Annotated in this window: 13 protein-coding genes; 9 read left to right on the top strand and 4 right to left on the bottom strand. The window is 64.9% G+C overall.

The features are described from left to right. Window positions 1–208 precede the first annotated feature (208 nt). From NY78_RS24890 to NY78_RS18860, 5 genes are all read left to right on the top strand, one after another. A complete protein-coding gene (locus NY78_RS24890; RefSeq protein WP_156180998.1) occupies window positions 209–769 on the top strand; it encodes a hypothetical protein in 561 nt (186 codons plus the stop codon). Next, a complete protein-coding gene (locus NY78_RS18870; protein ID WP_043639563.1) occupies window positions 766–3,738 on the top strand; it encodes a glycosyltransferase family 39 protein in 2,973 nt (990 codons plus the stop codon). The genes NY78_RS24890 and NY78_RS18870 overlap by 4 nt, the downstream gene beginning before the upstream one ends. A gap of 203 nt (window positions 3,739–3,941) precedes the next feature. Then, on the top strand, window positions 3,942–4,886 hold the full coding sequence (locus NY78_RS23960) for an IS110 family transposase (RefSeq protein ID WP_156180996.1): 945 nt from the start codon (window positions 3,942–3,944) through the stop codon (window positions 4,884–4,886). A gap of 322 nt (window positions 4,887–5,208) precedes the next feature. After that, window positions 5,209–6,693 carry an oligosaccharide flippase family protein gene (locus NY78_RS18865; RefSeq protein WP_047960286.1) on the top strand — a complete coding sequence of 495 codons (1,485 nt, stop codon included), beginning with the start codon at window positions 5,209–5,211 and terminating at the stop codon, window positions 6,691–6,693. Further along, window positions 6,684–8,309, top strand: a complete 1,626-nt coding sequence (locus NY78_RS18860) for an alkaline phosphatase family protein (protein ID WP_043639560.1) — start codon at window positions 6,684–6,686, stop codon at window positions 8,307–8,309. The genes NY78_RS18865 and NY78_RS18860 overlap by 10 nt, the downstream gene beginning before the upstream one ends. Before the next feature lie 96 nt (window positions 8,310–8,405). Here NY78_RS18860 and NY78_RS18855 read toward each other — a convergent pair whose 3' ends face one another. From NY78_RS18855 to NY78_RS18840, 4 genes are all read right to left on the bottom strand, one after another. Next, complete coding sequence (locus tag NY78_RS18855; RefSeq protein ID WP_043639556.1) at window positions 8,406–8,687, bottom strand: helix-turn-helix domain-containing protein; 282 nt, start codon at window positions 8,685–8,687, stop codon at window positions 8,406–8,408. Beyond that, on the bottom strand, window positions 8,668–9,009 hold the full coding sequence (locus tag NY78_RS18850) for a type II toxin-antitoxin system RelE/ParE family toxin (protein ID WP_043639554.1): 342 nt from the start codon (window positions 9,007–9,009) through the stop codon (window positions 8,668–8,670). The genes NY78_RS18855 and NY78_RS18850 overlap by 20 nt, the downstream gene beginning before the upstream one ends. 82 nt (window positions 9,010–9,091) lie before the next feature. Next, window positions 9,092–9,448 carry a BrnA antitoxin family protein gene (locus tag NY78_RS18845; protein ID WP_082140099.1) on the bottom strand — a complete coding sequence of 119 codons (357 nt, stop codon included), beginning with the start codon at window positions 9,446–9,448 and terminating at the stop codon, window positions 9,092–9,094. Further along, on the bottom strand, window positions 9,429–9,701 hold the full coding sequence (locus NY78_RS18840) for a BrnT family toxin (RefSeq protein ID WP_043639551.1): 273 nt from the start codon (window positions 9,699–9,701) through the stop codon (window positions 9,429–9,431). Before NY78_RS18840 ends, NY78_RS18845 begins: the two co-directional genes overlap by 20 nt. A gap of 156 nt (window positions 9,702–9,857) precedes the next feature. On the opposite strand from NY78_RS18840, the gene NY78_RS18835 reads away from it, so the two are divergent. The 4 genes from NY78_RS18835 to NY78_RS18820 all read left to right on the top strand — a co-directional run bounded on the left by NY78_RS18835 (window position 9,858) and on the right by NY78_RS18820 (window position 13,061). Beyond that, a complete protein-coding gene (locus NY78_RS18835) occupies window positions 9,858–11,516 on the top strand; it encodes a chemotaxis protein CheA (RefSeq protein WP_043639549.1) in 1,659 nt (552 codons plus the stop codon). A gap of 13 nt (window positions 11,517–11,529) precedes the next feature. Further along, window positions 11,530–11,988 carry a response regulator transcription factor gene (locus tag NY78_RS18830; RefSeq protein ID WP_043639546.1) on the top strand — a complete coding sequence of 153 codons (459 nt, stop codon included), beginning with the start codon at window positions 11,530–11,532 and terminating at the stop codon, window positions 11,986–11,988. Continuing rightward, window positions 11,973–12,494 (top strand): chemotaxis protein CheD, encoded by a 522-nt coding sequence (locus NY78_RS18825; protein WP_043639543.1) that lies wholly within the window; start codon window positions 11,973–11,975, stop codon window positions 12,492–12,494. Before NY78_RS18830 ends, NY78_RS18825 begins: the two co-directional genes overlap by 16 nt. A 75-nt stretch (window positions 12,495–12,569) precedes the next feature. Beyond that, window positions 12,570–13,061 (top strand): hypothetical protein, encoded by a 492-nt coding sequence (locus tag NY78_RS18820; RefSeq protein ID WP_047960285.1) that lies wholly within the window; start codon window positions 12,570–12,572, stop codon window positions 13,059–13,061.

The raw sequence follows: 13,061 nt of genomic DNA, 5'->3' as shown, positions 1-13,061 counted from the left end.
CTTTCTCCGTTCCGGGCATTGCATACGCCTATCGCTTCGGCCCTGGCCGACACCGCTCTGACAGTCGCCAACAAAAGATGATGCTGGGTTATTTAAAACTATGATGGAATTGACTGCCATTGGCAAGGCGCAGCAAACTGGTTTCCATTATGTCAGGCCGCCCGACGGCCCTTGCATACCGCCGCGCCGGTCCGTATGCTGCGCCGCCATGCACGCCAGCCCGATCCTTTGCCGCGCCCTGTTCCTGGGGTTTTGCGCCAGCCTTGTCCTGCCCGGCCCCTGCTGCCGGCCGGCGCTGGCCGCCCCCGCCTGTCCCGGGGTCGCTTCGGCCAAGCCTCAGGACTATGCCAAGCGGGCGGCTGCCGCCCTGGCCACCACGCCGCCGGACGGGGCCACCGCCGCCGCCTGCCTGCACGCCGCCGAAGCGGCCGGCGATCCCGGCGCTGCCGTGGTCCTGGGCTTCATCACGGCCGCCGGCCTGGACGGACCGCCCGATCCCACCCGGGCCGCCGCCGCCTATTTCCGGGCCGCCGACGCCGGCTCGCCCCAGGGCGTGCTGGCCGTGGGACTGGCCTTTGCCCATGGGGCCGGCGTCCCGGCCGATGCCTACTGGGCCTACTGGTTTTGCCGCCGGGCCGAGAGCCTGGGCGGCCTGTCCGAGATCGAGGCGGCCACGGCCCGGGAAGCCATCGCCACGGCCGGAGCCGCCCTCAACCCGGCCGAACGGGCCATGCTCGACGGCAATCTGGTCGGAGACACCCCGCCGTGACCGCTCCCCTGGCCCGCCCTGCCTTGCCGGACATCGCCGTGCCCTGGCGGCTTTCCCTGGCCCTGGTCGCCCTGCTCACCCTGGCCGGGCTGGCCATGCGTCTCTATGCCGTGGATGTGGTGGGCCTTTGGTGGGACGAGTTCGTGACCCTTGGCCGGGCGGCCTGGCCCGTGGCCGATCTGCTGCGTTCCCTGGCCAGCGAAGGTCCAAGCGACGTCAGCCTGGATTCTTCGCCGCCGCTGTTTCATCTGCTCGTCCACCTGTCCCTGGCCCTTGGCGGCAATTCGGACGTGGCGGTCAAAGCGCCAAGCATCCTGGCCGGCACGCTGACCATCCCGGTGGTCTGGCTCCTTGGCCGCCGGCTCTTTGGCCCGCGCTGCGCCCTGACCGCCGCCGCCATTTGCGCCTTTTCGCTGTTCCCGGTGCACTATTCCCGGGAAGCCCGGCCCTATGCCCTCTATCTGCTCTGTGCCCTGACGGCGCTGTATTTTTTACTGCAGGCCATGGACCGGGACCGGCTGCGCGACTGGGCCGGGTTTGTCGTGGCCAATACGCTGATGTTTTACGCCTCCTATCTGGCCGCCGCCACCTTCCTGGCCCAGGGGGCCATGGTCGTCGGGCTGGCCGTTCTTCTCACCCGCCAGGGACGCCGGCCCGAGGCGGTGCGGCTGCTCGCCCGGGCCGGGATTGCCGCCCTGGTCGTGGTCCTGGCCTATGTGCCCTGGATCCCCGCCCATCTCTTCCAAATGCGCACCATTGCCGGGTCCGCCCCGGTGGAGGCGCGCTTTGATTCGGTCAGCTTCAGCTCGGTGCTGCGCAGTTTCGCCGCCTGGCAGTATCAGGGACCCATTCCCTGGCCGGCCATCCTCGCCGCCGTCGCCGGCCTGGGAGTTGTGCGCTTCCTGGCTGTCGGCCGGGGCCGGGCCTTGGCCGGACTGGCCGTCTGGTCGCTGACCGCCCTGGCCATGGCCGCGTCCCTGCCCACGGACATCCATGTGTCGGTGCGCTATCTGGTCAACATCTTTTTCCTTTTTTGCTTCCTGCTGGCCGGCGGAGCCGACGCCCTGCTGGCCCTGGCCGGCCGGTTCGGACGCGGATCCCTGGGGGCCGTCCTGGCCGTAGCCCTGGGGGTAGCCGCCTGCCTGCCGGCTTTTGCCGCCCTGTCCGTCTACGCCAAGCGCGACAGCCCGAGCGTCAAGGCCGTCCTGGCCGATCTGGCCGCCGCCCGGGCCAATGTGGACGCCATCCGCTACTATCGCCCGCGCCACCTCAAGATCGTTGCCGACTGGTATCTGGCCGGCAGCTTCGAGACCGCCGCCGACCCCTTTTCCCGGGCCTACCACCGGGCCTTTTTCCTGTCCCCGGCCGACGATCCCGACCATGCCACGCCAGCCTATGCCCGGCCGGTGCGCCAGACCTTCTGGGCCGACATCGCCAAAATCGGCCTGCCCAACCGCGCCCCGCTGCCGCTTTTGGCCCCGTATCGCCAGGAATTCGACGACCTCTCGACCCTGGCCGACGCCGCACTCCTGGACAACATGGCCCCGGATATAGGCAACAGCACCCTGGCCCTGTACGACTGCCGCCGGCCCGGCCGGGCGGTCTTCACCTTTGCCGTGCCGCCGGGCGTTGTGGCCGGCCCCACGCCGGTCCGCCTCAGTTTTGCCATGCGCCGGGGCCATGCCGCCCGGCCCCAGGGCCGCATCACCCTGCGGGCCGGAGCCACGCCGGAGACGGCCCAACCGCTGCTCACGGTCACGGCCGCCGATTTCCAGCCCGGGGCCGGCGAATATGCCGCAGCTGCCACCCTGCCGCCGCCCGATCCGGCCACCGGGCAAGTCAGTCTGGTCATCGACGCCGTGGCCGGCTTTGTGGACGGCTTTGTGGAACTCTCGAGCCTCGAAACCCAGCCGCCGGCCAGCATCGATCCGGCCGACCTGCCGCCGGCCTGGGAACAATCCGCCGCCGCCCTGGCCGCCAACACCGAGGTTTCACCGGGTCTGCCCGACGGCCGGCTCATGGGCGGCAACACGCTTTACGGCTTTGCCGACCAGGCGAATGCCCGCCTGCACCTGGGCGGTCCCGAGGCCCTGGCCGCCTATCTGGCCGCCTATCCGGACGATACGCCGGTCTATACGCTTTCCGACGACGACGGCCGGGTGCGGGCTCGCTACTTCGATCCGCTGCTGGACCGGCCCTATACAGCCATTGGCAAGGAACAAACGCCGCTGGTTTCGGGCTTTGCCGGCCAGACCCAGGCCCGGGGACTGTGGGCGACCGGGACGATTGCCGGACAGACCGTCACCCTGGGCCAAACCCAACTCACCCTGCCGTTGACCGCCCCGGCCGGCGCGACCCTGAGCCTTGGCGACGACGGCCGGGGCCGGCTCCTGTTCCAGACCGATTTCGACCGGCCCCTGCCGGACATCATCGCCAACACCGCCCTGGCCCACGCCCTGGCCAAGGTTGCCGGGGAACCGGCCATCACCTGCTACGGCGACGCCCCGTGCTTTCTCACCTATGCCCTAAGCGCGCCGAAGACCCTTGCCCCCATTACCGGATTTACCGCCACCTGGTATCCCATGACGCTCACCGACCACACCGGGCACAATCAAGTGACCGCCCAGTGGTCCACCGACGGCGCGACCTATTACGACCTGGACGAACTGCACAGCGTTGGCGATTACTTCTTTTATTACGGCGGCAAAATGCGCCAGGCCGGCCGGGTGCGCCTGGACCGCCCGGCCAACCGGCTCTATCTGCGCTTTGCCCTGTCCGGGTCCGGGGCTCGGCTGTACAGCACCGGCGAAACCCGGCTGACCCTGGAAGCCGATCTGGCCAACACCGGCTTTGCCGGCCTGACCCTGCCGACCGGACCGATCACCAGCCACAGCTCCGGCCCGGCCGTCGCCCTCGTGCCAACCCGCAAAGCACCGCCGCTCGACCGTACGCTGCGGGAGCGCCATTGATTGAGCGAGAGAAGAGGAAGAGTGCCTTGTATGTTTCTCCATCGGGGATAACTTGATGGGGTCCCGGGGACGATAGGTCGAAATTGCCTTGAGTTTTAAGCTCGAGCCGGAGCCATGATCGTCGTCCCCTTTCTTCCATGAAGCCCGAACCGTTGCTTGGGCTAAGAGCCCGTATCACAAGGCTGGGTGCTGGAGGATTTTACATGGCTGTTGAGTGCTTTATTGGGATTGATGTCTCTAAAGAAACTCTGGATGTTCACACGTTTCCCGATGGGAACGATCTGCAATTCATCAACGACCCTGATGGCATTAAAGCTATCTGTAGGAAATTTTCTAAACTTCGTCCGAATCTTATTATTATTGAGGCGACAGGCGGTCTTCAAATTCCTGTTGCAACAGCGTTGAGTCTCAAGAAGTTCCCTGTTGTAGTTATTAATCCCCGCCAGGCTCGTGATTTTGCGAGGGCAAAGGGGAGATTGGCTAAAACGGATAAGATTGATGCTGAGATATTAGCCCTTTTTGGCAAGCAAATGGAGCCTGAAGTACGTCCTCTTAAGGACGAGCAAGCACAAGAAATGAGTGCATTTATGTCCAGGCGTAACCAGCTTATTCGAATGCTTGTCATGGAGAAAAATCGTTTTTCTCGGGCTTATGGCTCAGTAAGACATGACATCGAGAAGAATATCGATTGGCTAGAAGAGCGATTGTCAGAAATTGACACCCATCTTGGAAAGATTGTGCGCGCCAGTCCGATTTGGAGAGAACGTGATAACTTACTTCGAAGTGTTCCCGGCGTCGGAGATGTCCTTTCAAGAGCACTCCTCTCCAATCTCCCTGAGCTTGGAACATTAAATCGCCGGGCGATAGCTGCGCTTGTTGGTGTTGCACCTCTCAATTGCGATAGTGGGAAACATCGGGGAAGACGTCGTGTTTGGGGTGGTCGCAGTGATGTCCGTTCCGTTTTATATATGGCAGTCTTGTCTGCCAAAAAATATAACCCAGTGATACGAGATTTTTACAATCGCCTCAAGGAAGCAGGCAAGCCACATAAAGTCGCTGCCGTTGCCTCCATGCGAAAGCTCATAACGATTCTGAATGCGATGGTGCGATCCGGTCAGCCTTGGGCACAGTGCGCAAACGCGGCGTGAATCACAGCTTTTCAGTTGACTGGGAACACCGTTGCTCCGGCGGCCAAAGGGCAGTGCCCTTTGGAATCCCACCTGGGGGGAGTTTGATTTGACCGGGCGCGTTGCCAAGTCGCCGACCGGAAGTTGGGTAAGAAAAAACGAGTAAGGGCCGGGGCCGCAACAGTTGGCGTTTGCACTTGACGGGAACCACTGTTGCTCTGGGGGCCAAATCGCCAGCCAACACCCCAAACCCCTTGAAAACTTTCCCATTGCAGGGGTCCGGGGGGATCATCCCCCCGGCCGCCGGAGGCATCTTCTGCCTTCTGCTCATAAAGGAAACCTGATGCAACACCATGCTCCGCCTCCTGGCCAGCCCCATCGGCCGCGATCGCTTGTGCGTAATTTTTTGGCCCTGGCCACGTCGCGCGGCGTGCAGACGGTCAGTGGCTTTTTCGTGCTGCTGGCTGCGGCCAGGGTCCTGCCGGTGGACGATTTCGGCCGGTACGCCTCGGTTTCGGCCCTGGCCGGGGCGGTGACGGCGCTGACCTATTTCGGCATCCAGCAGGTGATGATCCGGGAGATGGTGTGCGACCGCGAGACGGCGGCGGCCGTGGTTGGCCGGGCGGTGTTGTTGCGGGGCGTGCTGGCTCTCGCAGCCGGGCTGGGACTGGCGGCGGCCGGATTTTTCTCGGGCTACGGCGGCTCCATGTATCTGGCCTTGGGGCTGGCGTTTGGCCTGGAGGTCTGCCGGTCGTTTTCGATGCTCGGGTGTGCGGTGTTCCAGGCCCACGAGCGCATGGGTTATGAGCCGCCGTTGTCGGTCATTTCGGGTGTGGCCTCCATGGCCCTGGTGGGGCTGGCCTTGTGGCGCGGCCTGGGCGTTGCCGGGGTCCTGGGCGGCCTTTTGCTGGCGGCGCTGCTCCATGTCGTCCTGGTGTGGCGGGTGGCCGGGCGGCTGACGCGTCCGTCGTTTGTCCCGGACTGGCCGGCCATGCGGGCGCTGTTTCTGGCTTCGTCCGTGGTGGGGTTGGGTGTCTTTTTCCAGCAAAACCTGTTTCGGGCCGGCACGTTGTCCCTGTCCTGGTGGTCGGGGTTGGCGGCTGTGGCCGATTTCCAGGCCCCGCATGAATTTCTGCTCAAAATCGAGATCGTGCCCCAGGCGCTGATGCTGGCGGTGTTTCCGGCCCTGGCCCGGCTGGCCCCGGTGGACTTCGACACGGCCCGGCGGCTCTATCGCCTGATTTTCCGCCACACCCTGCAAGGCATGGCCCTGCCGGCGATCGTACTGGCCTTTTACGCCGAACCGGCCTGCGTGCTGCTCTTTGGCGGCAAATATGCCGGGGCTGCGCCGGTCATGCGGGTGCTGGCCCTGTCCCTGCCGCTTCTGGCGCTCGACATGTTGGTCAATAATCTGCTGGTGGCCATTGGCCGGCAGCGCTATGCCCTGTATTATGCCTCGGCGGCCCTGGTTGCGGCCTTTGGCGTAAACGCCGTGGTCGTGCCGCGCTATGGGGCGCTCGGCGCTGCCTGGGTGGCCCTTGGGTCCTACGCCTGGCTGCTGGTGTTTTCTTCGCGCTTCGGGGCGCGCCATGGCTATACGCCGCTGGCCGTCCCGGCGCTGTTGCGGGTGGCCTGCGCCGGCGGAGCCTGTCTGGGCGCGTGTTTTCTGCTGCGCCAGACGCCGATTGTTGGCGCTGTTGCCGGGGTAGTGGCCTATTGTGTGGTGATGGTGGGACTTAAAGGAATCAGCCGGCGCGATCTGGCCGAGCTGCGTCAAGTGCGTCAGGCCCGGCACGATCTGGGCCAGGAGAGCAAGCAATGTCCGTGACAGCCAAACGGGTGGTGGTCATCGGTTGGGATGGGGCCACCTTCGACGTCATAAAGCCGCTTATGGCCCGGGGGCGGATGCCGGCCCTGGCCGCGCTGCTCGCCCGTGGGGCGCATGGGCCGCTGTGTTCGACCGTGCCGCCGGTCACGCCCGTGGCCTGGACCAGCTTTGCCACCGGGGCCAGTCCCGGGCGGCACGGCATTTTCGATGCCCTGACCCTGGACCCGGCCAGCCATGAAGTGCGCTTCGTGTCGGCGGCCATGCGCCGGGTGCCGCCTGTGTGGCGGGTGCTCTCCGACCGGGCGCGGCCGGCCGGGGCCGTCAACGTGCCGGTCACCTGGCCGCCGGATACCGTAAACGGCTTTGTCATTCCGGGCATGTTCACCCCGACCCACATCGAAGAGTTCACGTATCCGCCGGAAATCCGGCGCGAAATCGAAGCGAAATTCGGGACTTGCCGCGAATCGCCCATGCTCGACCCGGACCCGGTCAAATATCTCGACAATCTGCTTAACGGCGTGGATGCCCGGTGCGAACTGACCCTGTGGCTGATGGCCCGCCAGCCGCTGGATTATTTCTGTTCGGTCTTCATGGAGTCCGACCGGGTGCAGCACTTCTTCTGGGGCTACCGCGACCCGGCCCACCCGCGCCACGCCGAACTGGGCGAGGCCATCGAGTTGGTCTATGAACGCCTGGACGCGGCCCTGGGGCGCATCGTGGCCGCTGCCGGCGAGGAAACCGCCGTGGCCATTGTCTCCGACCACGGAGCCGGGCCGCTGAGGCGCTCCATTTTTCTCAATAAGTGGCTCATAGACAACGGCCTGTTGCTGCTGACCGGCGACCTGGGCGCGACCCTTGGCGCACGCCGGCCGCCCTCGGCCCTGCGCCGCTTTGTGGGCGCCGTTGCCAAGGCCGTGCTGCCGGCCTCGGTCATCGAGGCCCGGCGTCGGGGCAAATCCGCCATCCACGCCCGCATCAACAACCTCTTTTCCTCCATTGTCGATTGGCAGCGCTCGGCCTGCGTCTCCGAAGGCATTGCCGGCGGTCTTTTTTTCAATGCGGCCGTAGTAAAGGACGCCGACCGGCCAGCGCTCATCGCCCGCCTCAAGGAAGGCCTGCTCGCCATTGTCGATCCCGACACCGGCGCGCACCCGTTCATGGCCGTCTACGCCCGGGAGGAGCTCTACCAGGGCGAGGCCGTGGCCGGCGCGCCGGATGTGGTGACCCTGTGCGGGCCGGGCTATCAGGTGCTTGTGCCCCACGAAATCGCGCTCTACGACCAGGGTGCGCCCACCGGCCTTTTCGCCGGCCACAAATGGAGCGGCCGCCACGAACAATACGGCGTGTTCGCCCTGGCCGGGCCGGGCGTTGCCCCTGGCATCACGCTCACCGACGCCGCCATGCCGGACGTGACGCCAACGCTCCTCTACGCCCTGGGCGAGGCCGCCACCAGCGACATGGACGGCCGGGTGCTGACGCAAGCCTTTACCGCCGAAACCCTGGCCGCCCGGCCCATCGTCGGTGCCGTGGCCGCCGCGTCAGCCGGCGTGGGCGCAGCCGACGACGACGGCGCGGCCGCCATGGCCGAGGAGTTGTCGGATTTGGGGTATATGTGAGGTGAGGGGAAGAGAATGAAGGCAGGAGACAGAAGGCGAAAGAGGCCTCCGGCGGCCAAAGGGCTGAGCCCTTTGGAATCCCGCCTGGAGAGGGGCCTAGATGTGGACCAGGTCGATCTTGATGCGGCGGCCTAATGCCTTGGCGTACTTTTCCAGCGTCTTGAGCGACACGTTCTTTCCGGCTTCGATCCGGGCGACGGCCGGTTGCTTGACGCCGAGCAAGGCGGCCACGTCGGCCTGGGTCATGCCCGCTTCGGAGCGGGCTTTCACAAGGGCTTCAGCCACGGCGAATTCGGGTTCCAAAGCCTCGTAGGCTTCGCGGTATTGCATATCGTCCCGCATCCACGCATCATGGTCTTCAAGAATTCTCTTTCCCATCATCCACCTCCCGGGCGTTGGCCAGGGCCTTTCTGATTTCTTCCCGGGGCGTTTTCTGAGTCTTCTTCACGAACACATGAACCAGCACCACACGCTGGGCTCTCACGGCCACGTACATACCCCTGGCGATACCATCCCGGCCGCTTGCCCGCATTTCCCAAAGCTTCCCTTCGACGTGGCGCACATAGGGCATGCCGACCTGGGGGAGGCCGTAGGCCTCGATCATACGCATGATCTTCGAGAACCGGGCGCGGATGTCTCCGGGGAGGGTTTTGTACTCCTCCTCAATGAGGGCGTTTAGGTACTCAACTGACCAAGCCATAGGGGAAATATAAGCGATAGCTTATGGTAGGTCAAGGGTGCTACCCTGCCGGGAAAAGGAATTAAATCCGAAGGTTCTAAACTCAGCGGCGCGAATGGTCTTGCTGGGCCGCGATAAAGGCGCGCAAGGCCGCGTTTATGGCGGTCTGATAGCCCTTTTCGCGGTTGGCCCGAAACCAGGCCAGCACGTCGCGGTCAAGGCGCAGGCAGACCTTTTCTTTTCCGGCCGGCAGAAAATCCGTGAGCCGCATCCGCTTGGCCCGGTCGAAAAAAGCGTCGTCCAGGGGCGGATTGTCCGGGTCGGACAAGGCGTTGACGGTCAATTCCTCGTCGGTCATGGCATCAACCCGCGCCCAATCCGTCAATGAGGGCAGATTTTGCACGTCCTCGGCTGTAGAGTGGACGATAGTCTTACCGTCTTCAATCCTCTTGATCGGCATACTTCCTCCGTTCCCGGGCGTTCGCCTTACGGGCGGAAACAATTCGGAACACCCCGTCCCGCATAGTAAAAATGACGATTAACAAGCGCCCGTCCACCGGACCGACGGCAAGACACCTGCGCTCACCATAATCCCGGCGGTCGTCGTCCAGCAACAGCGGCATATCCCCAAGCAGCCGCTTGGCTTCAACAAAATCCACGCCGTGTTTGGCAATATTTGCCAGCCGCTTGGCCTCGTCCCAGGCGAATTGCATAGACACTTTGTAATGACAAATGATCTGATCGGCAAGTCCAGACCGTGCCGACAACCGGCGGCAACGGAGCGCCGCGCGCCGCAATCACCCCGCTTATCGCCTTGCCTCCCGGACGGTTGCATCGTATGACGGCAAGGAAGGAAACCGTTATACGCCATGGCCGATGATGATACCCTTTATGAGCTTTTCACCGAAAGCTGCCAGGAGCAGTTGCGCGGCATCGAAGCGGCCATCCTGGACCTGGAAACCGTCCAGGCCGGCGACCTCGTGCCCAAAGTCAACGCCATCTTCCGGGCCGCCCATACCGTCAAGGGCGACGCCGGAGCCATCGGCGCAGTCAATCTGGCCGCACTCGGCCATGCCGTGGAATCCGTCCTCGATCTCGTGCGCCAGGAGCGCCTGCCGGTTACCGCCGACCTCATCGGCGAACTGCTGGCCATCTTCGACACCATGCGCCACATGGCCGAAGACGTCCGAAACGACGCCGGCCGCGACATCCGTGCCCATGAAGAACGCTTAAGCACCCTGCTCGCCCCGGCCCCGTCGCCCGATTCGGACGCCGCGCCGCCCGCCGCCTGTCCGGACGACGCCGCCGGCGAAGGCGAGGCCGATGCGGCGAATTTGAAAAAATCCGATGACGACCGCATCCGCAAACTGTCCATCCCGGCCCTGGAGCTGGATATCCTGGTGGACCGGGTGGGCGAGTTGGGCATCGCCCAGGCGCGGCTGGCCGCCTTGTCCAAGCGCCGGAGCGACCAGGAACTGCGGGACGTGGCCGAGGAGGTCGAACGGCTCTCGGCGCTCTTGCGCGATCAGGTGCTGGGGCTTCGGATGCTGCCGATCAAGGTGAGCTTTCCCAAATACCGCCGCCTGGTGCGCGACGCCTGCGCCAGTCTTGGCAAGGACGTCGAGCTGGTCATGGACGGCGAGAACACCGAGCTTGACAAGACCATCATCGAACAGCTCAACACGCCGTGCATCCATCTGCTGCGAAACGCCGTGGACCACGGCATCGAAGCGCCGGCGGTGCGGGAACTGATGGGCAAGCCGCGCCGGGGCACGATCCGCCTGTCGGCCCGCCAGGACGGTTCGGACGTCGTCATCACCGTGGCCGACGACGGCGGCGGCATCGACGGCGGCCGGCTCTGGCAAAAGGCCGTGGCCGCCGGCCGGCAGGACCCGTCCCGGACCTTTGATCCCAAGGCCGCCCAGGACCTTATTTTTCTGCCCGGCCTGTCCACCGCCGAAGCCGTGGGCACGGTCTCGGGCCGGGGAGTGGGCATGGACGCGGTGCGCGACGGCATAAACGCCCTTCGCGGCAGCATTGCCGTGGATAGCGAACCCGGCCGGGGCACGACCTTCACCATCCGCCTGCCGGTGTCCCTGGCCATCATCGACTGCCTGGAAGTGCGCTGCGGCCTTGAGGCCTATTACCTGCACCTCGATTATGTCGAGGAATGCCTGGAGCTGCCGCCTGGGCAGCACCTGACCGGCAGCCTGGGCGTCATGGAACATCGCGGCCTGCCTATGCCGCTGTTGTGGCTGCACCGGTTTTTCCAATTACCCTGCGAAGAGGCGGCCGTCCCGCATGTGGTGACGGTGCGCCGGGGCAACGGCCGGGTCGGCATCGTGGTCGATGCCGTCATCGGCCGCAAACAAGCCGTGCTCAAGCATCTTGGCCGGGCGCTAGGCCGCATCGAGGGGGTGCTCGGCGGCACGGTCACCGAGTCCGGCGACATGGCCCTGGTCCTGGACGTGCCTGGCCTGCTCGACGCGGCCCAGGCCGCCGCCCATCCCCAAGCCCGACAACCCTGACGGAGACGCGCCCATGCCTCGTGCCCTGATTGTTGACGACAGCCGCTACCAGCGCCACCTGATCATCCAGGCCCTGACCGGCCTTTTTGCGGTCGAAGAAGCGGCCGACGGCAAGGAGGGCCTGGCGCTTTTTGCCGCCGCCCTAAAGGCCAACCAACCCTTTGATCTGGTGGTCATGGATATTTTGATGCCGGTGTTAAGCGGGCACGACGCCCTGGCCGGCATCCGCCGTCTGGAGGCCGAAGCCGGTTTCAAACCCGAGCAGCGCACCCCGGCGGTCATGCTCTCAAGCCTGGACGATCCGGCCAACATGCTGCGCGCCCAGTTCGAATCCGGCGCCCAGGCCTATGTCACCAAACCCTTTGCGGCCAAGACGTTGCTGGAAGCCCTGGCCAGCCTGGGGTTGGCCGACAACCCCCTGGACGGCGGCGACAGCGTCCCGGAGGATGCACTTCCATGCAAGGCCTTCTAGACCGTTTTCCCGATCACAAAATTGCCTTTCTAAACGTGGCCCAGGGTATTTTAGTCGATTGTCCGACCATGGCCCATACCGTGCTGGGCTCGTGCGTGTCCGTCACCTTTTTCGCCCCGCGCCATGGGTTGGGAGCCATCTTTCACGCCCTGCTCCCCCGGGCTGGCGAGTACCGGTTGCATGATCCGGTTGATTCGCCCTATAAATTCGTCGATACGGCCATCAATGTGCTGGTGTCCCGGTTCATCCGGCGGGGGGTGAAGCTCTCGCACATCGAGTGCAAGGTCTTTGGCGGGGCCAGCGCCCTTTTTGCCGAGGAAATGTCGGTTGGCCGGCGCAATGTGGAGACGGCCTTTGCCACCTTGTCCGATCTCGGGCTGCGGGTGGCGGCCTCGAATGTGGGCGGCGAGGCCGGGCGCAAGATCGTTTTTTCGACCTCGACCGGAGAAATATTCGTGCGCATGCTCAACAACGGGGTCAAGAAAAAAAATCCTCAAGATCCTTGAATATGGCATAATTTTTGCTACAGCTTCCCGGCCGATGTGGCTTTTGTCTCGCCCCCGTCGGCCACGGAGGTCCCCATGCTGCCCGATATTCCCGAAGCCGCCCGGCGCGTCGCCATCCAGGCCGCCCTGGCCACCCTGCTGCTCCTGACCCTGGTCGGCGTCATCTGGCTCGGCATTGCCGCCGAACGCGCCAATGCCAAACTGTCCGCCCTGACCAACCGGCTCGACGCCCTGGCGCTTTCCGCCCCAACCCCGGCCGCCGAGGCCGACCAGCTGGCCAGCCTGACCAACCTGGCCGGCGACGTGGCCGCCCTGGCCAAGAAAATCGACGCCCTGGCCGCCGATGAGGCCAAAGCCACAGCCCGTCTCACCAACGACATCCGGACCCTGGCCGGCCGCATCGACGCCCTGGCCGCCGCCCGGGCGGCGGCTGAAAAGCCGGCGGGCAAGGCCGCCGCGAAAGCCGCGTCCAAAACCCCGGCCAAATCCGGCCGCTCGGGAGCCGGCGCGCCGGATACGCCGCCGCCCTACTACGGTCCCGGCTACCCGGCCTGGCCTGCCTACTGA

Origin of the sequence: Desulfovibrio sp. TomC, assembly GCF_000801335.2 — a bacterium.
Lineage (GTDB): Bacteria > Desulfobacterota > Desulfovibrionia > Desulfovibrionales > Desulfovibrionaceae > Solidesulfovibrio.
Note: the sequence above shows the minus strand (reverse complement) of the source record. Positions and strands in the feature narration are given on the sequence as shown.

Bases quoted from the DNA above. Each gene is read 5' to 3' on its own strand.
- NY78_RS18820 (WP_047960285.1), top strand. From the start codon at position 12,570: ATGCTGCCCGATATTCCCGAAGCCGCCCGGCGCGTCGCCATCCAGGCC.
- NY78_RS23960 (WP_156180996.1), top strand. From the start codon at position 3,942: ATGGCTGTTGAGTGCTTTATTGGGATTGATGTCTCTAAAGAAACTCTG.
- NY78_RS18855 (WP_043639556.1), bottom strand. From the start codon at position 8,687: ATGGGAAAGAGAATTCTTGAAGACCATGATGCGTGGATGCGGGACGAT.
- NY78_RS24890 (WP_156180998.1), top strand. From the start codon at position 209: ATGCACGCCAGCCCGATCCTTTGCCGCGCCCTGTTCCTGGGGTTTTGC.
- NY78_RS18835 (WP_043639549.1), top strand. From the start codon at position 9,858: ATGGCCGATGATGATACCCTTTATGAGCTTTTCACCGAAAGCTGCCAG.
- NY78_RS18825 (WP_043639543.1), top strand. From the start codon at position 11,973: ATGCAAGGCCTTCTAGACCGTTTTCCCGATCACAAAATTGCCTTTCTA.
- NY78_RS18840 (WP_043639551.1), bottom strand. From the start codon at position 9,701: ATGCAATTCGCCTGGGACGAGGCCAAGCGGCTGGCAAATATTGCCAAA.
- NY78_RS18830 (WP_043639546.1), top strand. From the start codon at position 11,530: ATGCCTCGTGCCCTGATTGTTGACGACAGCCGCTACCAGCGCCACCTG.
- NY78_RS18865 (WP_047960286.1), top strand. From the start codon at position 5,209: ATGCAACACCATGCTCCGCCTCCTGGCCAGCCCCATCGGCCGCGATCG.
- NY78_RS18850 (WP_043639554.1), bottom strand. From the start codon at position 9,009: ATGGCTTGGTCAGTTGAGTACCTAAACGCCCTCATTGAGGAGGAGTAC.
- NY78_RS18860 (WP_043639560.1), top strand. From the start codon at position 6,684: ATGTCCGTGACAGCCAAACGGGTGGTGGTCATCGGTTGGGATGGGGCC.
- NY78_RS18845 (WP_082140099.1), bottom strand. From the start codon at position 9,448: ATGCCGATCAAGAGGATTGAAGACGGTAAGACTATCGTCCACTCTACA.